At 59.4% G+C, this 26340-nt stretch carries 26 protein-coding genes; 25 read left to right on the plus strand and 1 reads right to left on the minus strand.

Annotated elements, in window-relative coordinates; translation table 11 throughout:
* Positions 1–69: 69 nt before the first annotated feature.
* Together tnpA and C7438_RS00760 are read left to right on the plus strand one after the other, a co-directional pair.
* On the plus strand, positions 70–495 hold the full coding sequence (gene tnpA / locus C7438_RS00755) for an IS200/IS605 family transposase (RefSeq protein WP_121443453.1): 426 nt from the start codon (positions 70–72) through the stop codon (positions 493–495).
* Complete coding sequence (locus C7438_RS00760; protein WP_121443454.1) at positions 496–1725, plus strand: RNA-guided endonuclease InsQ/TnpB family protein; 1230 nt, start codon at positions 496–498, stop codon at positions 1723–1725. It abuts the gene before it with no gap.
* 34 nt (positions 1726–1759) lie between these two features.
* Here the strand turns inward: C7438_RS00760 and C7438_RS00765 are convergent, their stop codons facing one another.
* The gene (locus tag C7438_RS00765; RefSeq protein WP_121443455.1) at positions 1760–3592 is read right to left on the minus strand and encodes a ribonucleoside triphosphate reductase; all 1833 of its coding nucleotides are present in this window, start codon (positions 3590–3592) and stop codon (positions 1760–1762) included.
* A 507-nt stretch (positions 3593–4099) separates the two neighbouring features.
* Between C7438_RS00765 and C7438_RS00770 the strand changes: the two genes are divergently transcribed.
* From C7438_RS00770 to C7438_RS09200, 23 genes are all read left to right on the plus strand, one after another.
* Positions 4100–5200: a hydrogenase small subunit gene (locus tag C7438_RS00770; protein ID WP_121443456.1), complete on the plus strand. Its 1101-nt coding sequence runs from the start codon at positions 4100–4102 to the stop codon at positions 5198–5200.
* 35 nt (positions 5201–5235) lie between these two features.
* Entirely contained in the window at positions 5236–7005 is a 1770-nt protein-coding gene (locus tag C7438_RS00775) for a nickel-dependent hydrogenase large subunit (RefSeq protein WP_121443457.1), read from the plus strand.
* Positions 7006–7131: 126 nt separating this feature from the next.
* A complete protein-coding gene (gene cybH, locus C7438_RS00780; RefSeq protein ID WP_121444013.1) occupies positions 7132–7914 on the plus strand; it encodes a Ni/Fe-hydrogenase, b-type cytochrome subunit in 783 nt (260 codons plus the stop codon).
* A 149-nt stretch (positions 7915–8063) separates the two neighbouring features.
* Complete coding sequence (locus tag C7438_RS00785) at positions 8064–8603, plus strand: HyaD/HybD family hydrogenase maturation endopeptidase (protein ID WP_211321992.1); 540 nt, start codon at positions 8064–8066, stop codon at positions 8601–8603.
* A gap of 238 nt (positions 8604–8841) precedes the next feature.
* Complete coding sequence (locus C7438_RS00790) at positions 8842–9270, plus strand: hypothetical protein (RefSeq protein ID WP_121443458.1); 429 nt, start codon at positions 8842–8844, stop codon at positions 9268–9270.
* Positions 9260–9613, plus strand: a complete 354-nt coding sequence (locus C7438_RS00795) for a hydrogenase maturation nickel metallochaperone HypA/HybF (protein WP_121443459.1) — start codon at positions 9260–9262, stop codon at positions 9611–9613. Before C7438_RS00790 ends, C7438_RS00795 begins: the two co-directional genes overlap by 11 nt.
* 5 nt (positions 9614–9618) lie before the next feature.
* Entirely contained in the window at positions 9619–10287 is a 669-nt protein-coding gene (hypB, locus tag C7438_RS00800; RefSeq protein ID WP_121443460.1) for a hydrogenase nickel incorporation protein HypB, read from the plus strand.
* Complete coding sequence (gene hypF / locus C7438_RS00805; protein WP_211321993.1) at positions 10266–12635, plus strand: carbamoyltransferase HypF; 2370 nt, start codon at positions 10266–10268, stop codon at positions 12633–12635. The genes hypB and hypF overlap by 22 nt, the downstream gene beginning before the upstream one ends.
* 5 nt (positions 12636–12640) lie before the next feature.
* Entirely contained in the window at positions 12641–12889 is a 249-nt protein-coding gene (locus tag C7438_RS00810) for a HypC/HybG/HupF family hydrogenase formation chaperone (RefSeq protein ID WP_121443461.1), read from the plus strand.
* A gap of 44 nt (positions 12890–12933) precedes the next feature.
* Positions 12934–14073, plus strand: a complete 1140-nt coding sequence (gene hypD / locus C7438_RS00815; protein WP_121443462.1) for a hydrogenase formation protein HypD — start codon at positions 12934–12936, stop codon at positions 14071–14073.
* Positions 14074–14149: 76 nt separating this feature from the next.
* Entirely contained in the window at positions 14150–15157 is a 1008-nt protein-coding gene (hypE, locus tag C7438_RS00820; RefSeq protein WP_121443463.1) for a hydrogenase expression/formation protein HypE, read from the plus strand.
* Between the two features lie 108 nt (positions 15158–15265).
* Positions 15266–15634, plus strand: a complete 369-nt coding sequence (locus C7438_RS00825; protein WP_211321994.1) for a metal-sulfur cluster assembly factor — start codon at positions 15266–15268, stop codon at positions 15632–15634.
* Between the two features lie 171 nt (positions 15635–15805).
* Positions 15806–16645: a sulfite exporter TauE/SafE family protein gene (locus C7438_RS00830; RefSeq protein WP_121443464.1), complete on the plus strand. Its 840-nt coding sequence runs from the start codon at positions 15806–15808 to the stop codon at positions 16643–16645.
* A gap of 5 nt (positions 16646–16650) precedes the next feature.
* A complete protein-coding gene (locus tag C7438_RS00835; RefSeq protein WP_211321995.1) occupies positions 16651–17070 on the plus strand; it encodes a DUF1634 domain-containing protein in 420 nt (139 codons plus the stop codon).
* A 121-nt stretch (positions 17071–17191) separates the two neighbouring features.
* Positions 17192–17617, plus strand: coding sequence for a fluoride efflux transporter FluC (locus C7438_RS00840; RefSeq protein ID WP_121443466.1), 426 nt, complete (start codon positions 17192–17194; stop codon positions 17615–17617).
* Entirely contained in the window at positions 17617–17979 is a 363-nt protein-coding gene (locus C7438_RS00845) for a fluoride efflux transporter FluC (protein WP_245956464.1), read from the plus strand. Before C7438_RS00840 ends, C7438_RS00845 begins: the two co-directional genes overlap by 1 nt.
* Before the next feature lie 348 nt (positions 17980–18327).
* Positions 18328–18705, plus strand: a complete 378-nt coding sequence (locus tag C7438_RS00850; RefSeq protein ID WP_121443468.1) for an autorepressor SdpR family transcription factor — start codon at positions 18328–18330, stop codon at positions 18703–18705.
* 25 nt (positions 18706–18730) lie between these two features.
* Complete coding sequence (locus C7438_RS00855; RefSeq protein ID WP_211321996.1) at positions 18731–19369, plus strand: SdpI family protein; 639 nt, start codon at positions 18731–18733, stop codon at positions 19367–19369.
* A gap of 887 nt (positions 19370–20256) precedes the next feature.
* Positions 20257–20790 (plus strand): helix-turn-helix domain-containing protein, encoded by a 534-nt coding sequence (locus C7438_RS00860; protein ID WP_211321997.1) that lies wholly within the window; start codon positions 20257–20259, stop codon positions 20788–20790.
* Positions 20791–21222: 432 nt separating this feature from the next.
* Entirely contained in the window at positions 21223–21909 is a 687-nt protein-coding gene (locus C7438_RS00865) for a DUF6973 domain-containing protein (protein WP_121443470.1), read from the plus strand.
* 1549 nt (positions 21910–23458) lie between these two features.
* A complete protein-coding gene (gene ccmA / locus C7438_RS00870; RefSeq protein WP_121443471.1) occupies positions 23459–24355 on the plus strand; it encodes a heme ABC exporter ATP-binding protein CcmA in 897 nt (298 codons plus the stop codon).
* 1 nt (position 24356) lies between these two features.
* Positions 24357–25154, plus strand: a complete 798-nt coding sequence (locus tag C7438_RS00875; RefSeq protein ID WP_121443472.1) for a hypothetical protein — start codon at positions 24357–24359, stop codon at positions 25152–25154.
* 115 nt (positions 25155–25269) lie between these two features.
* A partial coding sequence (locus C7438_RS09200; protein ID WP_211321998.1) for a helix-turn-helix domain-containing protein occupies positions 25270–26340 on the plus strand: 1071 nt, incomplete at its 3' end.

Here is a 26340-nt window from a genome sequence, read left to right on the forward strand (position 1 = left end):
TTGAGGGGATACACGGACCCCCTCGTCCTAATACTTGCGTTTCTTCTCCTTGCGTAATACCATGAAGGTATGAAGAAGAAGGCTTGGAAGTCCACAGGAACGGCGGTCTACAACATCAATTACCACTTTGTATGGTCAACCAAGTATCGTCGCAAAGTGCTCCTTCCTCCAGTAGACGCTTCCCTGAAGGAAGCTATCATCGCTCTCTGCGCAGAACACGGGTACGAACTGCTAGCCCTGGAGGTTATGCCCGATCACGTGCATGTTTTTCTTTCCGCCCCTCCCAAAGTTGCACCTGCAGTGATAGCCAAGGTGCTGAAAGGTTCCACTGCCCGGATGCTTTTTAAGAAGCATCCGGAGCTCAAAAAGGAGCTCTGGGGCGGCCACTTATGGAATCCAAGCTATTATGTGGGCACGGCGGGACAGGTCTCAAGCGAAGTCATTAAAAGGTATATCAAGGCTCAAAAGACAATAGGGGAAGGAGGTGAACTGTGAGTGCCCTTCGTCACTATTAAAGCCCAGGTTCACGCCGACCCCAAGACCCTGACCGTCCTCAAAGACGCCATGTTTTGCGCCACCAAGGTCTACAACGGCCTCCTCTGGCACCTCCGGAAGGAGTGCGAGGAGACCGGAAAAGCAAATGTTTCCCGCAGGAACCTCAACCGCATCTTAAAAAAACTTCCCCGGGCGAAAGGTTACTACTCGATGTCCGTGCAGCTCACGAGGGACGAAGTGATAGAAGCGTACAGGTCCTTCTTCGCCCTCAAGAAAAAGGGGTTCACGCGGCACAGCGCCCCCGGATTTCGTCCGAAAAGCTACCTCTCCCCGCTCAAGTACGTCCAGAGCGGCTTCAGGGTGGAAGGAGACAAGGTCACGGTTTCTCTGGGCACCGGCCGGGAAGACGGGGTAAGACAGGTCTCCTTCCGCATCTCTCACCGTCCCGGCGTGGAGTACGAGCGGGTGCGGGAGCTCTCCATCATCTACGACAAGGTGTCCGGGCAGATAGAGGCCCGTCTGGTGGTGGAGGTGAAGGCGAACCCGCGTCCTGGGACAAAGAGAGTTGCCCTGGATTTGGGGGAGACCGTTCTCATGGCGGCCGCCTTCGAGGACGGTACCGTGCTGCTCTACTCGGGCAGGTTCATTAAGTCGGTTAGGAGATACTGGCAGAAGGTGCGGGCGAGTCTCAAGCCAAACTCCCATAGGTGGAGGGAGGTGGCCCACCGGGAAAAGCTTCAAGTGGAGCACCTGCTCCACATTGCCACGTCCCACTTCATAGAGGAGTGCGTGAGGCGGGGCGTGGGGGAGATAGCCATCGGGGATCTTTATTGCATCCGCGAGAGCATCGACTACGGAGACAAACTCAACCAGAGGCTACATGCCTGGCCGTACCGGAAGCTAGTCAATATGCTCAAGTACAAGGGTGCTCTGGCGGGAATTGTGGTCCGGGACGACGTGGACGAGAAGAACACGTCCGCGCGCTGTCACGCCTGCGGGCGCGTCTTACCCTCCAACCGGAAGCACAGGGGGCTTTACGAGTGTTCCTGCGGCTGGAGGGCGCAGGCGGACGTGAACGGCTCTCTGAACATCTTCGAGAGGGCGTTCCAGGTATCTCCCGTGAAGGGGAGTAGTGGCCGTGTGGCGCGGCCTGTGGTCCTGTCATTCCACTTGGGATGGCACGGAGTCCACGAACCGAAGCGCAGGAACAAAAGCCTGCGCGCATCCTGAAAGGGATGCCCCTCAATTCATTGAGGGGAGGACGTCACGCTCCTGCTCCGGCGTGAAGCTTGAATTCAAGCCGCTGGGCGAATTCCTCTTTCTTTCCTTCGTGCCAGTTCTGCACAGGGCGGTAGTAGCCGACGACGCGGCTGTAGACTTCCGTCTTCGCGCCGCAGTATGGGCAGGTGAAGTGTTCTCCGGAGAGGTATCCGTGGTTGGGGCAGATGCTGAAGGTCGGCGTAAGCGTGTAGTAGGGAATCGGGTAGCGTTCGGCGATGGTCTTTACGATTTTCTTTACGACGCGAATGTCAGAGACGGCTTCGCCGAGAAAGGCGTGGAATACCGTACCGCCCGTATACTTCGTCTGAAGGTCGGCCTGAAGGTCTAGGGCCGTAAAGAGGTCATCTGTAAAGTCCACGGGAAGCTGAGAAGAGTTTGTGTAGTAGGGCGTGGATTCTCCCGCCGTAAAGATTTCCGGCCAGCGCTCGCGGTCTAAGCGGGCGAGGCGGTAGGAGGCGCCTTCGGCGGGCGTCGCTTCGAGGTTGTAGAGGTGCCCCGTTTCTTCCTGGAAATCCGCGACGCGCTCGCGCATGAAGTCAAGGACTTTATTGGCAAACTCCACGCCTTTTTTTGTGGCGATGTTCGTGCCGAGGAAGTTCACGAGGGCTTCGTTCATCCCCACGAGGCCAATCGTGGAGAAGTGGTTGTTCCAGTAACTGCCGGAGCCGCCGAGGGAGAACGCGGCGAATGGGTCCGTGCCTACGACGAGTCCCTTTACGTTTCGCAGGTAGAACTTCGTGTACGGATAGAGCCCGGCTTCCGTCCACTCCTCGAGCTTCGCGCGCTTGATTTCCAAGCTTTCCTTGGCGATGCGCATAAGTTCTTCCAGTCGGGCGAAGAACTCTGCCTCGGATTTGGCGAGGTAGCCGATGCGCGGGAGGTTGATGGTCACCACGCCGATGGAGCCGGTGAGGGGATTGGCGCCGAAGAGCCCTCCCCCGCGCTTTTTGAGCTCGCGGTTGTCGAGGCGGAGGCGGCAGCACATGCTTCGCGCGTCTTCCGGGTTCATGTCCGAAGAGACGAAGTTGGAGAAGTAGGGAGTCCCGTACTTTGCCGTCATCTCCATGATCTTATCCACGACGGGCGAATCCCAGGGGAAGTCCTTGGTGACGTTGTACGTGGGGATGGGAAAGGTGAAAATCCGTCCTTGGGCGTCGCCTTCGAGCATGACCTCGGCAAAGGCCATGTTGAACATGTCCATCTCGCGCTGGAATTCCTTGTACGTGCGCTCCATGTACTCGCCGCCGATGATTACGGGCTCGTCTTTCATGTAGTCGGGGACGACTAGGTCGAGGGTGATGTTGGTGAAGGGCGTTTGAAAGCCCACCCGCGTGGGGACGTTGAGGTTGAAGATGAACTCCTGCATCGCCTGCTTCACTTCGTCGTAGGAAAGGCCGTCGTAGGCGATAAACGGCGCGAGGTATGTATCGAAGTTGGAGAACGCCTGCGCTCCGGCCGCCTCCCCCTGAAGCGTGTAGAAAAAGTTCACTACCTGAAGGAGCGCCGTGCGGAAGTGCTTGGGAGGCTTCGAGGAAATCTTTCCTTCCACGCCGGTGAAGCCCGTAAGGAGGAGGTCTTTAAGGTCCCAACCCATGCAGTAGACGGAAAGGCTTCCCAAGTCGTGGATGTGGAAATCCCCTTCTTCGTGCGCCTTCCGGATTTCCGGCGTGTACACCTCGTGGAGCCAGTACCACTTCACGACTTCCTGCGCGATGTGGTTGTTGAGCCCCTGTAGAGAGTAGTTCATGTTGCTGTTCTCGTGCACCCGCCAGTCGTTTTGGGTGAGGTAGTCTTCGACGAGCCGTTTGAGATCCATGGGCCGAACCTCCCGCTCCTACATGTAGTGGCCTTACCCAAATCATTCCCTATCCCTAGGGAAATGTCAATCCCTTTCCGCAGGTTTGACACAAAAATAGGAAATTCGGCCACTGGGTACGTTTTCCGGGACGCGGAGCGCGGCTTTTGCCATCGTTTTCACTATACGTATTGTAGAAACACGAACTACAATCACCCACGCATGAAACTTTTCACGAACGCTTACAAACCCAGGACGACCAAGGGTTACGGCGTATGGTACTACGCCGATATTTCACGGTAGCACGAAGTTCCGCGTTTGGAGTTGAATTTTCTATGACAAACTTGGAAAGAAGATTGCGTAGGACCCGTTCTAATCGGTAAGATACGGGTGGAGGTTGGGATGGGGGTAAGGGTGTCATACTCTTCCGACGTACGCGACGTAGCACGATCTCTGCGCCGCACTGTCAGCGCTTTCAGACGGCCCTCACCCAAGCGCAAAAAGACGCACGTAGGGGGGAACGGGAGCATGCCGACCGCTACGGGGCACAAGACGATCTACGAGGAAGCTTTGGAAGCCGGCCTCACGCGGCGCGACTTCCTTAAGCTCGCCTCGGCGATCACCCTCGCCCTGGGGCTCGACCTCAAGGAAATGCCCAAGGTCGTCCGGGCGATGGAGACGAAGGAACGCGTACCGGTGATCTGGCTGGAGTTCCAGAGCTGCAGCGGATGCGGGGAATCTTTCATTCGCTCCATGCAGCCGCGCATGGAAAAGGTCCTCTTCGATCTCATCTCCCTCGAGTACACGGAACTCATCATGGCAGGTGCCGGAAGCGCGGCGGAAGAACACCGCAAGAAGATCATGGCCGAATACCCCGGGAAGTACGTCCTCGTCGTCGAGGGAAGCGTCCCGGCGCCGGAGTACCTCTTCATCGGCGGGCATTCCGCGTACGACATCCTCCGGGAGACCGCGGAAAAGGCGATGGCCGTCGTCTCCTTCGGAAGCTGCTCGTCCTGGGGCGGGATTCCCGCGGCCAAGCCAAACCCGACAGGGGCCAAGGCGGCCGCCGATCTCGTAAAGGGGAAGCCTGTGATCCGCATCCCGGGCTGCCCGCCGATCGCGGAAGTCATGACGAACACGATCGCCCACATCGTGATCTTTGGCCAAATCCCCGAACTCGACGAGCTCGGTCGGCCCAAGGAATTCTTCCGTCACCGCCTGCACGACAAGTGCCAGCGCCGCGCGTATTTCGACGCTGGGCTCTTTGCCGAGTCGTTCGACGACGAAGGGGCGCGGCAAGGGTACTGCCTGTACAAGCTCGGATGCCGGGGTCCGACGACGTACAACGCCTGCGCGGAACTCCGCTGGAACGGCGGCCTCTCCTGGCCCGTACAGTCTGGCCACCCGTGCATCGGTTGTTCGGAGCCCAACTTCTGGGACCAGGGTCCTTTCTACGAGCGGCTGGCGATGATTCCGGGCACGCAGACGACGGTAAACCCCGAAAAGGTAGGCGCAATCCTTACGGGTGTCGTCGTTGCGGGCATCGCCGCCCACGCTGCGGCTACCGTCGTGCTCCGCGGGCGGATTGCGAAGCACGAAAAGGCCGAAACGGCCGCCAAGGAAGAGTAAACCAAACGACCGCGAGAAAGACGGGGTGAGAGAGAATGGCCAACCGCTTGGTCGTCGACCCGATCACGCGCATCGAGGGACACCTCAGAATCGAGGCCGAACTCGACGGGAGTGGAAGGATTTCCAAGGCCTACAGCTCCGGCACGGCCGTGCGCGGGATCGAGCTCATCGTCCAGGGGCGTGACCCGCGCGACCTGTGGGCCTTCACGCAGCGCATCTGCGGCGTTTGCACCACGGTGCACGCGCTGGCGTCGGTCCGCGCAGTGGAAAACGCTCTGGGCATCAAAATTCCGCTCAACGCCAACCTGATCCGCAACATCATGTACGGGGCGCAGATGGCCCACGACCACACGGTGCACTTCTACCAGCTGCACGCCCTCGACTGGGTGAACGTCGTATCCGCAGCCCAGGCCGACCCGGTGAAAGCGAGCGAGATCGCCCAGAACTACGCTCCGTGGTCGAACTGGCCGAAGACTTCGCCCGCCTACTTCAAGGACATTCTCGCCAAGCTCAAGAAGGTCATCGACAGCGGGCAGTTGGGGATCTTCGCCACGGGGTACTGGAACCACCCCGCGTACGTGCTTCCGCCGGAGATCAACCTCATCGCCGTTGCCCACTACCTGGAGGCCCTCGACTGGCAGCGCGAAGTCGTCCGCATCCACACGATCTTCGGCGGCCGCAACCCGCACCCCAACTACGTGGTAGGCGGCGTACCGTGGCCCATCGACCTGAACAGCGACAACGCCCTGAACACCTCCCGCCTCACGGAAGTCGGCCGCCAGCTCGACATGGCCATCGAATTCGTAAACAACGTGTACTACGCGGATGCCATCCTCCTCGCGGCGGCTTACCGCGACTGGAGGTACGGGGGCGGGCTCAAGAACTACATCTCGTACGGGGACATGCCGCCGAACGACATCGACGACGTGGCGTCCTACCGCTTCCCGCGGGGTGCGGTGCTCGACTTCAACTTGAACGAAGTTCACCCCGTGGACATGGTCGACCCGAAGCAGATTCAGGAGTTCGTCGACCACTCCTGGTACACGTACGACGGCAAGGAGAAGCCCGGATACGGAAAGCACCCGTTTGAAGGAGAGACGAACCTCCACTTCACCGGCCCCAAGCCTCCCTTCGAGTACCTGAACGTCGAAGGGAAGTACTCGTGGGTGAAGGCGCCGCGCTGGGAAGAAAAGCCCATGGAGGTCGGGCCGCTGGCGCGGATGATCGTGGGGTACGCGGCGAAGAACGAAGTCATCCGGGGGACGGTAGACGAAGCGCTCGCCCGCGTAAACGAGACGATCAAGGCGCTCGGCGGGACGGACACGGTGGACATCCACTGGATGCACTCCGCCATCGGCCGCACCCTCGCCCGCGCCCTCGACGCCAAGATCGCCCTCCAGTACGCCAAGGAAGACTTCGACCGCTTGCTCGCGAACATCAAGGCGGGCGACTGGTCGACCTTTAACGGCAAGAAGTGGGATCCGTCTACTTGGCCCAAGGAGGCTAAGGGCGTCGGGTACACGGAGGCCCCGCGCGGCGCGCTCGGCCACTGGGTGATCATCAAGGACGGGAAGGTCGAGCGGTTCCAGGCCGTCGTGCCGACGACGTGGAACGCTTCGCCGCGGGATGCGCTCGAAAACGTGGGTGCATACGAGGCCTCCCTCGTCGGAACCCCCATCCACAAGGCGGACGAACCGGTGGAGATCCTCCGGATCATCCACTCCTTCGACCCGTGCATGGCGTGTGCCGTGCACCTCACGGACCTCACGACCAACCAAACCCTCGAGTTCTTCCTCGACATGTAAGGTTTCCGAACGGTCCGGCCCTCTCGCGCGCCGCAGGGGGAACTCCCGAAGGCGCGATGCACCCTGGGGGTTCCCCCGCGGGAGGGTTTGGCGGATATGGAATTTGTGGAGAGGGGAGGCGAGCACATGGCGCGGACGTCGGGAGGGAGCGGATCCGCGCAGGTAGCCGCCCCGAGTGGGAAGCTCGTCGACCGCGTCCCCAAGGTGGAACGCGTGTCGCCCGGTACGGTCAAGGTTTACGTCTGGGAGCTCCCCGTTCGGGTGTGGCACTGGGTCAACGCTCTGGCGATTTTCACGCTCTTCGTGACCGGCGTGTACATCGGCAATCCGTTCGTCCAGCCCATCCCCATCGAGGCTACGGAAGCGTCGAACTTCTTCATGGGGTGGGCGCGGGACATCCACTTCATCACGGCGTTCATCTTCACCCTGGGATGGATTGGCCGGTTGTACTGGCTCATCTGGGGGAACCGCTACGCAGCTGAGCATCCGTTTAGGAAAGACTTCTGGAAGGGCATGTGGGAGACCCTCAAGTTCTACCTGTTCCTGCCAAACAAAAAGCAGCACTACGTGGGGCACAACCCCTTGGCGATGTTTAGTTACTGGCTCCTGGGGATCATGTCCCTTATAATGGTGCTGACGGGGTTCTACATGCTCTTTGAACCGCAACCCGAGAGCTTCTGGGGTAAGCTCTTCGCCTGGGTGCCGTGGATCTTCGGGCCGAGCTTCATGGTTCGGTCGTGGCACCGCATCGTCGCCTGGCTCATCATGATCTTTGTAGTCGTCCACGTGTACATGGCCATCCGCGACGATGTCCTCGAGAAGAGCGGGACGTTGAGCTCCATCTTTACGGGCTACAAGGTCGCCCCCGAAGAAGCCGTGCGGGAAGAACTCGCCAAGAAGAGCGACTGATCGCCTCGAAGGTTCGCCGGTTCTTCGAGGCGGTTCCGGCAGGGGGACCTGCCGTCTGAGGGATTTGAAAAGATGCGGAAGCAGCGCCGCGGGGGCTACGCGGGCCTCGCGGCGCTTTTCATCGCCGGCTAGTTCGGGGGGATGCTCCTGTGCACATCACCGTGCTGGGGCTGGGGAACACGCTTTTCAGCGACGAAGGGGTGGGGATGCACGTCCTCCCGCTTCTGGAAGAGGCGCTTCGTGCCGCGTACGGCAAACGCAAGGACCTCACCGTCGACATCGTCGAAGGGGGAACGGACGGCCTTCGGCTCATCGTTCCCGTCGAAGATGCGGAAAACTTGATCGTCGTCGACGCCGTCGAAGCCAAAAAGCCGCCCGGTACCGTGCTCGTGATCGAAGGCGAGGAAAACATCCCTGTGTACTACGGGGTGCGCCTCTCCGCCCACGAGATTGGACTTCCGGAGATCCTCTTTGGTGCCAAGATTCGTGGCCGACTTCCCAAGCGCGTGGCCCTTGTGGGCGTTCAGCCGGCCTCCTTGGAAGTAGGTCTCGAACTTACGGACACCGTTCGGGCGAAGCTGCCCGAGGTCGTCGAAGCCGTCCTCGGCCTGGTGGAAAAATGGGTACGGGAGGAACTCGGGGAGGAATCCGCCGAGCGGGCGAAGGAAGACATACACCCTCCCTCTTAAAGACGGGCGGAAGGACCGTTACCTCCCGACGTCCGGGGGCGGCAGAGGACCGCGGCTCGGAAGGGAAGTGGACGGTCTTTCGTCCGCGTAAGGGAACCCGAGCCGCCGCCTCGACCGGCGGCATGCCGTACGGCAAGTCTTTGCCCGCGGCGGGAAACCTAGCAGCGCGCCACTCGGGATCCAGCACGTCGTGGCAGGTCTTTGCCCGCAGAGGGGAACCCCTCGGGGGGTGAGAACGGTGGAGCGGCGGGAGTTTTGGAAGAGCCTCAAGGAAGAGCTTTTCGGGTTTGTACGGGAGGTTGCCGCCCCTCTAGCGGAAGAGTACGCCGAGCGCCTCGAAGAGGTTTCGGAGGCGGTAGAAGGTGTGCTCTGGTTTCCCGTACGCGTTCGGAATCTCGAGCCGGGGGAAGCCGAGCTCGTCTTTGCTGGAAACGACGCCTTCTTCGTCGTCAAAGATCGGGATGGGAACGAACGCGCGCTCCGGAACCGCTGCCCCACGTGCGGCGGACTCCTCACCCACATCCCCTACGCCCGTGCACTTCGCTGCCTGCGTTGTCGGACGGAATACCGTATACTAGACAACGGGGGAACCCTCGCGCCTCTTTGGGTGCGCTTTCGTCGGGACGACGAGGGGGCCCGCATTGGGGTGAAGGTCGATGAGCCATGAGGTCGCACTCATGGGCGACATTCTCAACCTCATCGCCGAGGACATGAAGGTTCGGGGGCTCAGCAAGGTGCTCAAGATCGAACTCATCGTCGGCGATCTGTCCAATGCCATGCCGGACGCCCTCGAGATGGCCTTCGAGATCCACAAGGCGATGAAGTCGCCCATCCTGGACGAGTCTTCCGAGCTCGTGATCATCCGCGAGGAAGCGCGGGCGAAGTGCGTCTTTTGCGGGCACGAGTACACCCCGGACAACCGCGTCGCCCTCTGCCCGAACTGCGGCATGCCGGGCGGCAAGATCATCTCCGGGGAAACCCTCAAAGTTCTCTCCTACGAAGGGAGTTGATCGGAGTGGAGCGCATCGTCCTTTCCGAGGACGCCCTCGCGAGCAACAACAAGGCGGCGGCGCACAACCGGGAGCTCTTTCGCAAGTACGGGGTCCTCACGATCAACATCATGAGCGCCCCGGGGTCGGGCAAGACCACCCTTCTCGAGCACACCGTGAAAGCGCTTGCGCCGAAGTACCGAATCGGCGTGATCGAAGGCGACCTCGCGACGCAGAAGGACGCGGACCGAATTCGCGCGGCCGGAGCAAAGGCGATCCAGATCAACACGCAGGGGGTCTGCCACCTCGACGCCCGCATGGTGGCCAAGGTGCTTCCGCAGTTTGACCTCTCCCAGTTCGACATCGTGTTCATCGAGAACGTGGGGAACCTGATCTGCCCGGCAAACTACGACCTCGGCGAACGCCACCGCGTCGCCCTTCTCAGCGTCCCCGAAGGCAACGACAAGATCCTCAAGTACCCCGTGATGTTCCTCAAGACGGAGCTCGTCCTTCTCAACAAGATCGACCTTTTGCCGTACTTCGAATTCAGCGTCGAGCAGGCCGTCGAAGACCTCCGGACGATCAACCCGGACTCGCGGCTCATCCCGATTTCCACAAAGGACGGGACGAACCTCGACCAGTGGTACGCTTGGATTGACGAGGTGTACGCGGCTTGGAAGCAGATGGTGGCGTAAAGCGCAGCGGCGTTCCCGCATCCGGCATGGGCGCCTCCCCGCGGCCGGAGGGGGAGAGGGTCGCTGTTCGGATCACGATCCGCGGACGCGTACAGGGGGTCGGGTTTCGTCCCTTCGTCGCCCGCCTCGCCGACCGGTTCGGCGTGTTCGGCAGCGTTCAAAACAACATGGACGGCGTGTTCGTCTACGCGGAGGGGTCTCCAGAAGCGGTGCAGGGCTTCGTGGACGCCCTTCCAGAGGAAAAGCCGCGTGCGGCGCGGATCTACGAGTACCGCGTAGAAGATGCGGAACCGCGTGGAGAACGGGAGTTTCGCATCCTCCCGAGCGATCCTGAAGGCGAATCGCACCTCGTGATCCCCGTGGACATGGCCGTCTGCGAAGACTGCCTGCGGGAGATGCGCGACCCCACGAACCGCCGGTACCGCTACCCGTTCATCAGCTGCACGCAGTGCGGGCCGCGCTACACGATCATCGAGTCGCTTCCGTACGACCGCGAGCGCACGACGATGCGGCTCTTCCCGCTGTGCGAGGATTGCCGCCGCGAGTACGAGGATCCCGCCGACCGCCGCTACCACGCTGAGACCACCGCCTGCGCCGTCTGCGGACCGTCGCTCATCCTCACGGATGCCGACGGTCGGCCCCTTTCCGGAGATCCCGTACTGCGCGCGCAGGAGCTCCTTCGGGAAGGCAAGATCGTCGCCGTAAAGGGCATCGGGGGATTTCACCTCGCCTGCGACGCCACGCGGGAGGACGTCGTACAACTTCTCCGCGCCCGCAAACACCGCCCGCGGAAACCGCTCGCGGTCATGGTACGCGACCTCGCACACGCTCGGCGCGTGGCGGAACTGACCCCCGAAGAGGAGTCCTGGCTCACGTCCGCGGAGGCGCCGATCGTGATCGCGTGGCAGCGGCCGGACTCGCCCCTCGCGCCGTCCGTGGCCCCGCGACTCGCTACCGTGGGCATCATGCTCCCCTACTCGCCTCTGCACCACCTCCTCCTCGAAGAGGGCGCTCCCCCGTACCTCGTGATGACGAGCGCCAATCCCTCCGGCCTCCCCATCCTCTACCGGAATGAAGAGGCGTACGACTACCTGCGGGGGATCGCCGACGCCTTCCTCCTACACAACCGCCCGATCGTCCACCCGTTGGACGACTCCGTGCTCCGCGTGGTGGGAGGGGACGTGGACCTTCTACGCCGCTCCCGCGGGTTTGTGCCCGAGCCGATCTTCACCCACGTGGACGTTCACGGCATCGTCGGGATGGGCTCCGAGGAAAAGAACACGTTTGCCTTCGGACGCCACCGGCAGCTCTTTGTCGGGCCGCACATCGGCGACATGGGCGCCGTGGAGGTCGAAGAGCACTACCTGCGGGAGTTCGAACACCTCTTCCGCTGGATGGGGATTCGGCTGACGCGCATCGCCGTGGACATGCACCCGCTCTTTACGACGCGCCGGCTCGCCCAAGATCTCCGCAGGCGGTTTCCTGAGGCAGAGATCGTCCCCGTACAGCACCACCACGCGCACCTCGCCGCAGCGATGGGAGAACACCACCTCGACGGGGAAGTCTACGGGCTCATCCTCGACGGGACGGGGTACGGTACGGACGGGGCGATTTGGGGGTTCGAGGTGCTCTACGGTGGCTACGCGCGCTTTCGCCGCATCGCGCACCTGCGCTACGCACCGCTCCCCGGCGGAGATCGCGCTGTGCGCGAACCTTGGCGGACGCTCCTCGGGATGCTCTACGGGTTCTTCGGGGCGAAGCGGGCCGAAGGCATCTTCCGCCGCCACCTTCCGGAACGCTTCGAGACCGCCCGCGCCCTCCTCCGTTTTCTCGCCGCGGGGGGGAGGGGCGTGCCTCTGGCGGGGACGTGTGGCCGTCTCTTCGACGCCGTGAGCGCCCTCCTCGGACTCGTCGAGGAGTCCGCCTACGACGGAGAGCCGGCCATCGTCCTTTCGGAACTCATCCGGCCGGAGGAGGAATTTCCGCCGTACACCTTCGCCGTGCGCGAGAACGCGGAAGGTTTCCTGCTGGATCCGGCGCCGCTCTTTGAGGAAATCCTCCGCGACTTCGCCGGGGGCGTGCCGCCTAAGGAGATCGCCGGGAAGTTCCACGCGGCGATCGTGCGCGCCTTAAAAGAAGTCGTCGTTCGGGATGCCGCCGCGCACCCCGAACGTACGCGGCGCGTGGTCCTCTCCGGGGGGTGCTTCCACAACCCTACGCTGCGGAGAAAGCTCAAGCTCGCCCTCGAATCTTCGGGATTCGAGGTCTTCACCCACCGCGTCTTGCCCGCCGGCGACGGCGGCCTTTCCGCCGGACAGGTGTTCGTTGCACGATACCAAGGGGGGTAGAGATCATGTGCGTTGGGGTACCCGGGAAAATCCTCGAACGCGACGAGTACACGGCGATTGTCGACGTCATGGGTTCGCGGCTTAAGATCGGCATCCTCCTCACGCCGGACGTAGAAGTGGGGGACTGGGTGCTCGTGCATGCGGGGAAGGCGCTGCAGGTCATCGACGAGCAGTTTGCCCTCGAGAGCATCGAGGCGTGGAAGCTCATCAATGAGCTTCGGGAGCAGGGCGTCATCGATCCGACCGACCGCTGAATTCGGCCTTCTGGTGAGTAAGAAAAGAGACGGGGGGAAGGCGGATGGAAACCCAGGTGCACGCCGAAGACCGCATCGCCCAGGCGATCGAGAGGACGAAAGATCCGGCCCTTGCCCGGGAGCTCTTGCGCGAAGTCCGGCGGTTGGCGGAAAAGTTCGTCGAGGTGCACGGACGTCCAGCGTCGTTCATGGAGGTTTGCGGCTCGCACACGCACGCCCTTGCCGAATTCGGGATTAAGTACGCCCTGCGCGACGTGCTCAAGCTCGTCTCCGGACCGGGGTGCCCCGTGTGCGTTACGGACCAGCAGGAGATCGACGCGATGATCGCCCTCGCGGACGGCGAGGACCGGATCATCACGACGTTCGGAGACATGCTCCGCGTCCCCGGTTCGCGCGGCTCGCTCATGAAGGCCAAGGCGGAAGGGCGGGCGGACGTACGCGTGGTGTACTCCCCCTCCGACGCCGTGGAAATCGCCCAAAAGAACCCGGATAAGCAGGTGATCTTTCTCGGCGTAGGCTTCGAGACGACGATTCCCGTGCTCGCCGCGGCGGTATACGAGGCGGAAACCTTGGGTCTCGAAAACTTCTCCATGTGGATGTCGGGGAAGCTCGTGGAACCCATCATGCGCTACCTCTTGGACACCGGAGAGACGCGCATCGATGCCTTTATCCTCCCGGGACACGTGGCCACCATCCTCGGACGCAAGGGCTTTCTCTGGCTCGCCGAAGAATACGGCGTAAACGGCGTGATCTCCGGTTTCGAGATGAACGAAATCCTGAGCTCGCTCTACATCCTCCTCGACCTCGTCCTCAAGGGCAAGGCGGAGATCGTGAACAACTACCCGTACGTCGTCCGAGAAGAGGGGAACCCCGGTGCTTGGAAACTCGCGGAGAAGTACTTCATGCCCGTGGACATGGCGTGGCGGGAGATCGACGTGATCCCCAAGAGCGGCATGGACTTCCGTCCCGAATACGCCCACTTCGACGCCAAGAAGCGATTCCCCGTGACCGTAGGCAAGCCGAAGCCGACGGCGTGCCGCTGCGGCGAGGTCATCCGCGGACTCATCGAACCCGAAGAATGCCCGCTCTTCGGAAAGGCGTGCACGCCCGCCCACCCGATCGGACCGTGCATGGTTTCCTCGGAAGGCGCGTGTGCGGCACACTACAAGTACCTCCGCCAGTGATCCCCCGAACGTCGTCCGGGAGTCCCCACGAAAAGGTCTCGCAAGGGTTGACGATGAGGCCAAAGGAGGGCAGGGCATGGCCAGGCACATTAGCATCGAACACGGCGAAGGCGGCGAAATGACGCACGAGCTCATCCGTGATCTCTTCGTGAAGTACTTCGGCCACGCCGAAGAGGCGAAATTCGACGCCGCCGTTCTCGACCTCCCCGGCTCGCGCATCGCCTTTACGACGGACACGTTTACCGTAAAGCCGCCCTTCTTTTCCGGCGGGAACATCGGCAAGCTCGCCGTTGCCGGCACGGTAAACGACCTCGCCGTAAGCGGAGCGGAGCCCCTTTACCTCTCGGCGGGCTTCGTCCTCGAAGAGGGCCTCTCCTTCGACGACCTCGAGCGGATCGTGGCCTCCATGGCCGAAGAGGCGTCCAAGACGGGCGTGCGCATCATTACGGGAGATACGAAGGTCGTGGAGAAGGGGAGCGCCGACAAGATCTTCATCAACACCTCCGGCGTCGGCGTGGTTCACCCGGGATGGGAGCTGCACCCGGAAGACATCGAGGAAGGCGACGTGGTCATCGTCAACGGCACCATCGGCGACCACGGCGTGGCCATCCTCGCGGCGCGGGGTGAGCTCGGCGTCGCGACGGATCTCCCCACGGACAGCACCTCGCTGTACCCTTTGATTCGCGCCGTGCGCGACGCGGGCGTCCGGATTCGCGTGATGCGCGACCCGACGCGCGGCGGCCTCGCCACAACCCTCGTGGAAATCACGGAGGATTTCGGCGTGATCGTCGAACTCGACCAAGAAGCGATTCCCCTCAAGCCCGAAGTCGAAGGTGCGTGCGAAATCCTCGGCCTTGATCCGCTGTTTCTCGCCAACGAGGGCAAGGTCGTCTTCATCGTTCCCGAAGCGGACGCGGAAAAGGCCCTAGCCGCGATGCGCGCGCGCGAGGAAGGGCGCGATGCGACGATCATCGGGCGCGTCGTAGGCCGCAGCGAAGAGGGCAAGCTTCTTTTGCGAAGCCCCGTCGGTTCGCGCCGCCGCATTTTCCGCCTCTTGGGGATGCAGCTTCCGCGGATCTGCTGAGCTCCGCTTCTCGAGTTGCGCCGCCTAAACCATGCCGGGCCGCTTGCCGTACGGGGGGCTTTGGGGACGGTTCGACCTGCCTTGGGGAACCGTTAAGGAGGGATACCCGTGGAGTTCGACGAGATCGACCTCACGGATATCGCGCCCATCAACTTCGTGGGCGTATCCGAAGAGGAAAAGGAAAAGATCCTCGACGCGTTGGGCAAGGTAGTGGACCCGGAAGTCGGGGTTGACATCATCAACCTCGGACTCGTGTACGACGTCGTGCGCCGCGAGGACGGAGTCCTCCACGTCAAGATGACGATGACCTCCATGGGGTGCCCCTTTACGCCCCTCATCCTCGCGGAGACACGCAAGGCGCTCGAGGCCCTCCGGCTCTTCCCTGGGGTCGAAGTGGAGCTCGTCTGGATGCCCCCGTGGGACATGAAGACTCGCCTTTCCGCATTGGCAAAGATCGCCTTCGGGGTTTTCGAATGAGCGATCTGGTACAATAAGGGCGTTCCGAGCGCGCTCGGAACGCCCTTTGTACGTTTCTGCGGGTCCTTTTCCCGGAGATCTTTCGGAGAAAGCTTCCTCCTCGTCCTTGTAGGGTCGGAGTGGATCCTTCCGCGTTTCGGCCAGAGATCCCGAACTCGGGGAGGCTGTCCGATGTCCGGCATCGCCTTCGTCCTCGTCACGTTTTTGTCCTCGGTTCTCGCGGGAATCGTCGGCGCCCTGTTGGGGTTGGGTGGCGGCGTTGTAATGGTGCCCGTACTCACGCTCTTCTTGGGGGTGCACATCTACTACGCCATCGGAGCGAGCATCGTCTCCGTGATCGCCACCTCGAGCGGGGCGGCCGTCGCCTACGTCCGCGACCGGCTCACGAACCTCCGCGTGGGGATGCTTTTGGAGATGGCCACGACCACCGGCGCGATCGCCGGGGCCCTCCTCATCGGGATCGTCAACCCCCGCTGGCTCTTCGTGATCTTTGGCCTCGTGCTTCTCTATTCTGCCGTACAGATGTTTCAAAAGCGAAAGGAAGAGCTCCCACTGCCTATCGAACCCGACGGGTTTACGCGCCGCTTTCGCCTGCGGGGAAGTTATTACGACCAAGCCCTGGGGCGGGAAGTCACCTACGAACCCACGCACGTCGCCTTCGCCTTTCCCGCGATGTTCGGCGCGGGCCTCATTTCCGGGCTTCTCGGCATCGGAAGCGGGGCCTTTAAGGTGCTCGCCATGGACCTCATCATGCGCCTGCCGATCAAGGTTTCTTCGGCGACGAGCAACTTCATGATCGGCGTCACGGCCGCCGCGAGCGCCGGGATTTACTTCCTCCGGGGCTACATCGAGCCGTTCGTCGCCGCCCCCGTGGCCCTGGGGGTACTCGTAGGCGCCTTTTTAGGGACGCGGATCATGGTGCGCATTCGCGGGGTGGCCCTTCGCTACCTCTTCGTCCCCGTCCTCGCCATCCTCGCCCTAGAAATGCTCGCCCGTGGGATATGGGGGTGAACTCCTTGGCCCAGGGTAAGGAAAATCCGCCGGCCGCGAAACCGCTCGGCGAGATGGAAGTGGCCGTAAGCCGCATTCTCCGCATCGGCGTACTCACGAGCACCGTCGTCATCGCCTTTGGACTTCTTCTCCTTTTCCTTCGCGATGGTCTCGCCGTCGCTCACGTTTCGCAGGTCCTCCACGCCCCTCCCACGGCACCGGCATACCCCGTATCCCCGGGAGAACTTTTGAGAGAGAGCGTGCGTGGAAATCCGGCGGCGATCATCGCCCTCGGGCTTGTTCTCCTCATCGCCACACCCGTACTTCGGGTTGCGGCCTCGGTTTTTCTCTTCCTCCGCGAGGGAGACCGGTTGTACGCGGGGATCACCCTCTTCGTCCTCGTGGTTCTCCTTCTGAGTTTTGTCCTCGGGGAGGCGGGGGTGTAAGTTCGGAGGTGCCCAAGAACCCAAAACTCCGTGCCCCTTGAGTCCGCGCGCTTGACATCATGCGAGACCTCGTTCCCAAGACATCCCGGATGCGGTGTGCGGCAACAAGGGGGAGTGGTAGATGGGGAGTGCGAACCGTCCTCGATTTCGAGGGCGGGACATTCTTGCGGTTGGAACTTTAGGCGGAGTGGGTTCCTTCATGCGCTGGATGGTCGGAGTGGCTCTCCCCAAAGCGTGGGAGCCGGCGGCGGTAGCCTTTGTGAATCTGGCCGGGGCTTTCGGACTGGGAGTTTTGGCTGAGTGGGTGCTCCGGGATCGGACGCCGGAGTCTGCCCGACGCTTTCTCTGGTACGGGACCGGTTTTTTGGGCGGTCTGACCACCTTTTCTGGCTTCAGCGGAGACGCGCTTCAGCTCGGACCGAGAGCCGGCATAGGCTACGGAGTCTTCTCCTTCGTTGCCGGTTGGTTGGCCTTGCGTGCCGGCCGTCGCCTCGTCGCTAGGGCGTACGGGCAACCGACGGCGGAAAGGAAGGAGGAGCGGCGGTGATGGCGGGATTTCTCGTCTTTGCCGGCGGATTTTTCGGGGCGATCCTCCGCTATTTGCTGAGCGCACCGTTGAACACTCGCGCGTTTGCAAGCGGCGCAGCGCTTCCGTGGGGAACCCTCGCCGTCAACTTGAGCGGAGCATTTACGTTCGGTTTGTTAGATGCCGTACTCCCCCTTCCGTCTCCGTTTCGGCCGCTTCTTCTCGCGGGCTTTCTCGGTGGGTATACGACGTTTTCTGCCTTGATGCTCGAAATCGACGACCGGTGGCAAAACCGGCGTCCGGCGGCGATTCTCTATGCGGGAATTTCTTTTTTGGGCGGGCCCATATTTGTTTATTTTGGGTATTTATTAACGGGTAAATAGTAGAGAAAATATTAGATATTGTTAGTTACTTTGTCTAATACGAATAATAATTTTGATTATAATCATGACGAACCGTTCAACGCTCCAGATCGTGAGAGCACAGCGAAAATCGTCGCCTACGTGGAGAGATACCCGAGGACATGTATTCTTGTGTGCACCGGCCAGCAAAGGCCCTTCGGATGGGCCGCGTCGTCGATATTCGAACGCTCGTGCGGCCTTACGCTTTCTCCTCCCACTAAGAGCGTGCTTGGAAAGGGGGAGTCCGTCATGAAAGAGCTTCTTGACGGTGGCCGTTTTGCGCCCTATCATTTAGATGATTGCCTAAGGATCTAAAGGTGGTCGGTCGGCATGTCTCTAACACATGTGTTCAAAGCGCTCGGGGACGACACACGACGGCAGATACTGAAGCTCCTTAGAGCAAGGGACCTTACTGCCGGAGAGATCGCGGCGCACTTTGCCGTTTCATGGCCTACGATTTCCCATCACCTGAACGTCCTGAAGCAGGCTCAGCTCGTTCAGGACTATCGCCGCGGACAGAACATCTACTACACCCTCAACACCACGGTCTTTCAAGAGGTCGTGGCTTGGGCGATGGACTTTGCCGCAGGTGCCGTAAACGTGGAGCGTCCCGCAACGGGCAACGGCGAAAAAGGGAGTGAAAGGAGCGAAAGGCCATGGCAAAGGACGCCCCAAGTGAAACCTACGACCTTTCCCGGAGAAGTGTAATGGAAGTGTAATGCAAGAATGGCCCGTGTGGCTCGTATTGGTAGGTATGCTCGTTGCTGCCTTTTCTCTCTATCCGCAGTTGCCGGAGCGAGTGCCCGTACATTGGAACCTCGAGGGCGAAGTAGATAGGTACGGTTCACGGTTGGAGGCGGCGTTTGAAATTCCGTTGCTCACGCTGGGACTCTATCTCTTGATGCTTGTAACCCCCCTCATTGATCCCAACCGCCGCAATTACGGCCGTTTCCTCGGGGCATATCGTGTGATTCGATGGAGCTTCGTCTTTTTCATGGTCGTGGTGTACGGGATTGTGATGACTTCGGCCTTAGGCCATGCGGTGGACGTGGGGCGCTGGGTGGAAGTGGTGCTCAGCCTGATTTTCGTTGTGACCGGCAATGTCATGGGACAGATCAAACCCAATTACTTCGTCGGAATCCGCACTCCCTGGACGCTGGCGGACGAAGAGGTGTGGCGGCGGACGCATCGTCTTGCGGCTCGGGTATGGGTGTTTGGGGGTCTCATCTGCCTCTTGTTGTCCTTTGTCCCCGGTCGGGCCGCGGCAATCGCCTTCGTTGTAGGAATCGTCTCCATGGGACTCATTCCGATCGTGGCCTCCTACGTGTACTTCAGTTTTCGGGAGGCAGACGGGGATGAGGGGAAAAAGTAACCCGTTTCCAACGGGCATGACTAGTATCCAATATTTTTAATATTTAGTTATCACCCTTCGATCGGACGTGTCTCCGGTGCGGGTGGCGTCCTTCGCTATCGTCGGTTCTTTGATTTTGAGTGTTCTTCTCGTCTTAGTGGCCCCGCTACTGGTCCGGGGGGAAACCCTGCTTTACGAGGAATGAGGGCGGAAGCAACTTCTGCGGGGCCTGCATTTTCCCCGGACAGGTCGTGTCGTCGATGTTTTGAGGTCTTCCGCACATCTGGTGCCGGTTCGGAATGGGCCTGCGAACCGGCACCGGTTCGTATTGGGGCGGTGGAACGATGTCATTTTTGTCACACAGATCAACAGCGGGTTCTGTTGACAGGCTATTTGTTCCGATGTTACCTTGACACCGAGGTTATCCTGTTCCAGAATTCCACCGAACCCAAAAACTCATCGTGGGAGTTGAAGTCGAGAAGGCAAACGAACAAAACGAACAATCGGGCGGCGCAGGAGGGAGGACCGTGGAAAGCCCGCCGGAGAAGCGGATCCCCGACCAGGAACCTGCGTTCCTGGCGGCGGATGAGGAGATCGCGGAGGTGCTCGGCGATCTTCGCAGGCGGAACATTCGCCCTCATTGCGGAAGTCGGTATGATCGGTCGCTGAATGTTCCCGTTCTGAACTCGGGACGCCTCTTTTCGTTCGTCGCTTGCCTTCGCCGGCGGTATCGGCGTTACGAAACGCTCGGAATGTACTTGCCCGACGTCGGGCTCATCGTCACGGATTCCGATCTCCGCGTCGCTTTGGTCATGCATCCGGCGCCTAGAGGAAGCGGTGGAGAACAAGGAGGGGAAAGCGCACTGTCGTCTTCCTTGAGCGCAATTCCGGAATTCAAGCCCGGAGATTTGCTCGATGAGGCGTCTTATGGGCTCACCGCTTTTGTTCTGGCGAAGCGCTCGGGACGCATTCGTGCCGTCGCCGGTGCGGTTCACACCTGTCCGCAGTTCAAAGGGATGTGGACCGTCGCGGTACCGTTTGGGAAGGAGCCGCTGGGTTATGTAGGGCTTTTCCTTTCGACGGATCGAGATCTGCACGGCTACGCGCTCTGGCTGATCGAAGTGACGGAGCAGATCGGGCGGGAGCTTTGGGTAAGGGGAGGAGAAGCGGAACGGAGAACTTTATCGGAGAGCGGAGAAGAAGGAGAAACAGCGGGTTTCTTGGAGAACACGCTCACAGAGCGCGAACGTGAGGTTCTCGACCTTATGCTCGAAGGGCTAAGCGATGAGGCCATTGGCCAGAAACTTTACATCAGCGTCTGGACGGTCCGGACCCATCGGAAGAACATGTATCGAAAACTCGGCGTCAGCACCTTGCGGGAGTTAGTGGGGAAGATGAAAGGGTGGGTGCTGGCTAAGAAAAATGCCTCGTTTGAGGTATAGACAGATCGCGCTGACTATAGTAAAAAAGAGACAGTAATACACGAACACCTTTGATGTTAGATTAGGAGGTGTAGTCATACGTGATATGGTAATATTTACGAAGGTTCATCGAGAACGTTCACTCACCTTGAGGGGCAGATTAAGAAGGTAAGGAAAGGAGGAGTGAAGGTAGTGTGAAAGTCGTTCGATTTTCACTGATCGTTCTTCTTTGGTGGTCGATGATGGGTAGGAAGGGGGTACATTGTCTATCCGCCGTTGCGCGACCCCATTTTCTGCTTCTGACAACGCAGCAGGGAGAACATTTATAGCATAATATTAAACAAAAATTCGTTAATTAGAAAATAATATAAAATTATCTAAGGATAAAACGTATAATTGAACAGAAGAAAAATGAAGAAAAAGTGTTAATCATTGAAAGGAGGATGATGTTCGGTGAAGGTATTCCGGGGGCTATTGGCGGCAGTAACAATAGTGATGGTCTTATTTAACTTTCACGGCTTCGCTTTGGCGGCATCGAAGTCCGGCGGGAAAACCAGCATGGAGAATGCCTTCTATGCGATTGATAACCGAAGCTTTCTGATGCTGGTCCGCGAGGCCGAGAAGTTCAAAAAAGAAAACCCCGAGGCCAACTATCAAGATTTCTTTCGGTACATCGATAGAACTTCAAGGAAGAATCCTGGAGATGTCGTTGCTCAAGGGTATTATGACATCTACAAGGGTCTGACTGATGCGGAAAAGCAGCTCTTCTGGGAGAACCCTTGGAAGGCCTATAAAGCATATTTAGCAGCTCGAGATGCAATAGGCGAAACTACGCGCCGGTTTGGGTACAGCGGGCACAACGATTGCACCGATGCCTTTCGCCACGCTTACTGGAACGCCTTGATGGTCAAGCGGATAGATCTTGATTGGGCGATCCGGTGGGCGACCGCTCATGAACAAAACCCCAATCAACCTGAGATCGAGAAGCAGATGGACTTGTATAACAACGCGAAAGGACGGGAAATTGCTGTGAATAACCCAAGCGCATCGGAGCCCCAATTGGCCGACAAGGTTGACGCTGCCCGCAGGAGTGGGGTTTTGGTTCGTATCAGTGGGAATCAGTTAGTACCCTGCAGGTGAAGATGACCGGGCTAAGCTGGCGCCCCCCATGATGACTTTCTGGGTCGCTAGCTTAGCTTAACTTCCATTTTTCTAAAGGTGGTGTTAATGCTTTGTCTTTTTCAAAGGCGTGTATTGTTCTAAACTTTATCGCATTTCTGCTCACAGGGCCAATTGTTGTTTTCGCCGAGACGATGTATATATACTCTTATTTCGATTCAACAACACCTCCTTCACCAATTCTTTTTCTTGTTAAAGTCTTCACTTTAATCACTTTTCTTATATTTTTAATCAATTATTCGCTTTGCAAGTTCGAAAAATCAAAGATTTCAATTTTGTGGATTGTAGGCATTAGCTTTATTATCCCCGTCCTTTCATATGGTATTTTCAAACTGATAATCGAGTTATTGGCGAAACTTTAGCTAGAATTCGAGAGTTCCGAAGCACATGCGGAACCCTCGATAATGTTGTATCAAGATTTTGCGGGTTCTATGGGGTGCTAAAATGCATATCTGTGATGACACGATTCACACCGCGCAAGGTGGTGATGAAATGCTCTCCTGTTTTCACCGGACGATCGTTCGGGAAGGTGAAACCACGCCCTTGATTTAGATATTTTATTCGGTCTCCCTATGTGATACAGACTTTGCTTGTAATCAGAGATTCTTTAAGCGTTTCTTGGGGTGTTTTGGTCCGAAGGCTTGAATGCACCCGGTGCTCGTGATCGGTCCGAATCCGTTCGGTCAAAAGCGCATCGAGGGCTTCGACGCTCTTTGCTGCAAGAGAAGCTTTCGATGCTCTGCTTTGAAACGCGAGAGGAAGGATTCGTCGGCGGGATTCTCCTTCGGGCTCCGAAGGCTGTACGCCAGCCGCTGCCCTTCTTCAAGTAGGAGATGACCGACCTACGCGTGACTCATGAAGGCGCCGCCCGGATCGCGATGGGGGGTGGCTTTCGGGCGCTCTCTCTTTTGGGTCAGGATGAACGCTTTGGCCCGTCATCACGCCTGAAGCGCGGTCCGAACATCCGGTGAGGGAGAGAAGGCATATCTGATCACCATGCGGATCCGATGGTCCAGAATCGGCAAAGACCTACAAAGCATTGTGTGTCGCCAGAATGGTCAACCGCATGACCGGGCCAAACGGACGCGACGCGTCGTCATGGAACGACTTTTTGCCGAAGGCAAAGAGTAGTACGGCTTAAGCCGTGATTGAAACCGTGGCTTGGAAGCGATGCAGGGGGAAACCCTCCTGATGGCTGTAGTGCGGAATCTCAAACGATTAAGCCGATATGTGCGGAAGCGCTCACAGACCGGGAGTTTCGCCGGCATACGAAAGGCTCACAAGGTGAGCGGCCGCATTTTTGTGGCTACTTCCCCCTTGACGGTGGCAATTTTGCGCTTTAGTTTTTAGATAGTTGCCTAAGGATCTAAAGGTGGTCGGTCGGCATGTCTCTAACACATGTGTTCAAAGCGCTCGGGGACGACACACGACGGCAGATACTGAAGCTTCCTTATCAAAACAACCCCGCTTCAGCTCAAGGCTGTGGCGGTACGGAAGGTGATGCTCCCCGATGCTTGAGGTCCGCTCGGTCACGGTAGGATACAGATCTCGAACCGTGCTGCATGAAATTGAGCTCAACCTTGGTCCTGGATTTCATGTGCTCCTGGGCCCGAACGGCGCCGGTAAGACCACCCTTTTTCGGGTGCTGGCTGGTGTTCTGAGGCCATGGCGGGGTGAGGTGCGCATTGAAGGGAGAGATCTGGCGCGTGATCTTTCGGTGCGTACCAAAGTCGCCTACGTGCCGCAACGAGACACGCTCTACCCCTCGCTGACGGTACGCGACAATCTGTTCTTTTTTGCTCAGATGTACGGTCTTTCGGAGGATGTGGCACGGCAGCGTGTGAGCGAAGTTGTGGAAGAGCTGCAATTGGGGGAGTTCTTGATGCAGGCCGCGGGCACCTTAAGCGGCGGTCAGAAGCGCCGGGTCAACCTGGCCCGGGCGCTTCTCGCCACCCCTAATGTGCTTCTTTTGGATGAACCCACCACGGGGCTCGATCCGATCTTGGCGCGCAGCGTGCGCCAGCTGCTTCAAGGGTTGGCCCGAGAAGGCCAACTCATCCTAACGGCCACCCACAACCTGTACGAGGCAGCCGAACTGGCAGAAGAGGTGATCCTCATTCACCGCGGACGGATCATCCAGCGAGGTTCTGTGGAGGATCTGAAGGGACGTATGGGCCTGCGGCGTTTTGGTTTTCGCACAACAGGAGACCCTCGCCCCGTGTTTGCCCAATTGGGACTTGAAAGCCGTCTGGAGGGAGGACTTTGGGTCATAGAGGTGTCTGAGGAGGAACAGGTGTCCCGAGCGGTGTCCGCTTTGGTCACATCTGGATTGTCCGTCTTGGAGGTGAGAGAACTTGACAACCCCCTCGAATCTCTCTTCGACGCCCTCACCGCCGGGCGCCTTTAGGGTGCTCAGAGCATATGTGTGGCGGACGTGGCGGGAAGGAGGTCGGACGCTCCTTAAAAGCTCACTCCTCTTCAGCGTCCTGTTGGTAGTTGTAGTGCTTACGATTTTCCTCGCACCCAACCTGCTTACAGCGCCGACGCGTCAGTCGCTGGAGTTTTATTCTAGACACTACTTCGGCTCCTTGCCTGACTCCCGAGTGGCCTGGGCGGCTGCATTTCTCATCATCCAAGGGCCCTTTTTTCTCGCCCTCCTCACTTCTTTCACGGCAGCCAATATTCCGCTGAACATCATCGGCAGCGAGATCAACCGCGGGACCATGGAGCTTCTGTTGGCAGCGCCTATCCGGCTGCGCACCCTCGTGCTGGCCATGTTCACAGCCTCGTTGAGCTTTGCTGTAGCGAGCTGGGCGGTTCTGTCTTTCATGACCCTCGTCCTTTCCTTCTTTACCCTCTGGGGTATGGGGGTCACCCAACTGATGCCCGAGCCGACTTACTGGGAGAGCGCCTTTCTCATGCCGCTGAGCCTCGCCATACTCGCGGGCCTTCTCTCGGTATTGTTCCTCCTTCTGTTTCCGTCGCTGGCTCGCTTCCGTACGGGAATGCTCGTTACCCAGAATCCTGTGGTATTGATCGCGACGTCGCCCGTCCTTATTAGCCTCGTGGTAATCACCCTTCGACCGGACGTGTCGCCGGTGCGGGTGGCGTACTTCGCCATTGTCGGTTCTCTGATTTTGAGTATTCTTCTCGTCTTAGTGGCTCCGCTTTTGGTCCGGGGGGAAACCCTGCTTCACGAGGAATGAAGGCGGAAAGCGCCATTCACTTCTGCGAGCTATGCTTTTCTCCCAAAACGGGTCGTGTTGTTGTGTTCTTGCGGCCTCTCGCACACCTGGCGCCGGTTCGGGAAGGTCCTGCGAATTGGCGCCGGTTCTTTTTTGGACGCTACCGGTTCGTTTTGGGGCGCTGGACGCTGGAGGTTTCGTTTTGGCCATATGGCCAAAGCCGAGTGTCTCGTTGACCGGCCATTTTTTTTCATGCTATCCTGGTTGTAAATTCCGCCAAACCCAAAAACTTAGCGCAGAAGACGGAGTCGAGGAGGCGAGTGAACGAAACGGGAGATTGAACGGCGCAGGAGGGAGGACCGTGGAAAGCCTCTCAGAGAAGCGAGTCCTGGGTCAGGAACCGGCTTTCCTGGCGGTGGATGAGGAGATCGCGGAGGTGCTCGGCGATCTTCGCAGGCGGAACATTCGCCCTCATTGCGGAAGTCGGCAGGACCAGGCGCCGAATTTTCCTGTTTCGAACGCGGGACGCCTCTTTTCGTTCATCGCATGCTTTCGCCGACGGTATCGGCGTTACGAAACGCTCGGAATGTGCTTGCCCGACGTCGGGCTCATCGTAACGGATTTTGATCTCCGCGTCGTTTCGGACATGCATCCGACGCCGGGAGGAAGCGGCGGGGAACAAGGAGGCGAAAGCGCACGGTCGCCTTCCTTGAGCGCAATTCCGGAATTCAATCCCGGAGATTTGCTCGATGAGGCGTCTTATGGCCTCACCGCTTTTGTTCTGGCGAAGCGCTCAGGACGCATTCGTGCCGTCGCCGGTGCGGTTCACACCTGTCCGCAGTTCAAAGGGATGTGGACCGTCGCGGTACCGTTTGGGAAGGAGCCGCTGGGTTATGTAGGGCTTTTCTTTTCGACAGATCGAGATCCGTACGGCTACGCACTCTGGCTGATCGACATGACGGAGCAGATCGGGCGGGAGCTTTGGGCAGGGGGAGGGGAAGCGGAACGGGAAACTTTATCGGAGAGCGAAGAGGAAGGAGAAAGAGCGGGTCTCTTGAAGAAGACGCTTACGGTGCGCGAACGTGAGGTTCTCGACCTTATGCTCGAAGGGCTAAGCGATGAGGCCATTGGCCAGAAACTTTACATCAGCGTCTGGACGGTCCGGACCCATCGGAAGAACATGTATCGAAAACTCGGCGTCAGCACT

Origin of the sequence: Brockia lithotrophica (genome assembly GCF_003633725.1) — a bacterium.
GTDB lineage: Bacteria > Bacillota > Bacilli > Thermicanales > DSM-22653 > Brockia > Brockia lithotrophica.

What these genes read in the sequence shown, in the direction of transcription:
- tnpA (WP_121443453.1), top strand. Translation starts at nt 70, where the DNA reads ATGAAGAAGAAGGCTTGGAAGTCCACAGGAACGGCGGTCTACAACATC.
- C7438_RS00765 (WP_121443455.1), bottom strand. Translation starts at nt 3,592, where the DNA reads ATGGATCTCAAACGGCTCGTCGAAGACTACCTCACCCAAAACGACTGG.
- C7438_RS00770 (WP_121443456.1), top strand. Translation starts at nt 4,100, where the DNA reads ATGCCGACCGCTACGGGGCACAAGACGATCTACGAGGAAGCTTTGGAA.
- C7438_RS00775 (WP_121443457.1), top strand. Translation starts at nt 5,236, where the DNA reads ATGGCCAACCGCTTGGTCGTCGACCCGATCACGCGCATCGAGGGACAC.
- cybH (WP_121444013.1), top strand. Translation starts at nt 7,132, where the DNA reads ATGGCGCGGACGTCGGGAGGGAGCGGATCCGCGCAGGTAGCCGCCCCG.
- C7438_RS00795 (WP_121443459.1), top strand. Translation starts at nt 9,260, where the DNA reads ATGAGCCATGAGGTCGCACTCATGGGCGACATTCTCAACCTCATCGCC.
- C7438_RS00810 (WP_121443461.1), top strand. Translation starts at nt 12,641, where the DNA reads ATGTGCGTTGGGGTACCCGGGAAAATCCTCGAACGCGACGAGTACACG.
- hypD (WP_121443462.1), top strand. Translation starts at nt 12,934, where the DNA reads ATGGAAACCCAGGTGCACGCCGAAGACCGCATCGCCCAGGCGATCGAG.
- hypE (WP_121443463.1), top strand. Translation starts at nt 14,150, where the DNA reads ATGGCCAGGCACATTAGCATCGAACACGGCGAAGGCGGCGAAATGACG.
- C7438_RS00830 (WP_121443464.1), top strand. Translation starts at nt 15,806, where the DNA reads ATGTCCGGCATCGCCTTCGTCCTCGTCACGTTTTTGTCCTCGGTTCTC.
- C7438_RS00840 (WP_121443466.1), top strand. Translation starts at nt 17,192, where the DNA reads ATGGGGAGTGCGAACCGTCCTCGATTTCGAGGGCGGGACATTCTTGCG.
- C7438_RS00845 (WP_245956464.1), top strand. Translation starts at nt 17,617, where the DNA reads ATGGCGGGATTTCTCGTCTTTGCCGGCGGATTTTTCGGGGCGATCCTC.
- C7438_RS00850 (WP_121443468.1), top strand. Translation starts at nt 18,328, where the DNA reads ATGTCTCTAACACATGTGTTCAAAGCGCTCGGGGACGACACACGACGG.
- ccmA (WP_121443471.1), top strand. Translation starts at nt 23,459, where the DNA reads ATGCTTGAGGTCCGCTCGGTCACGGTAGGATACAGATCTCGAACCGTG.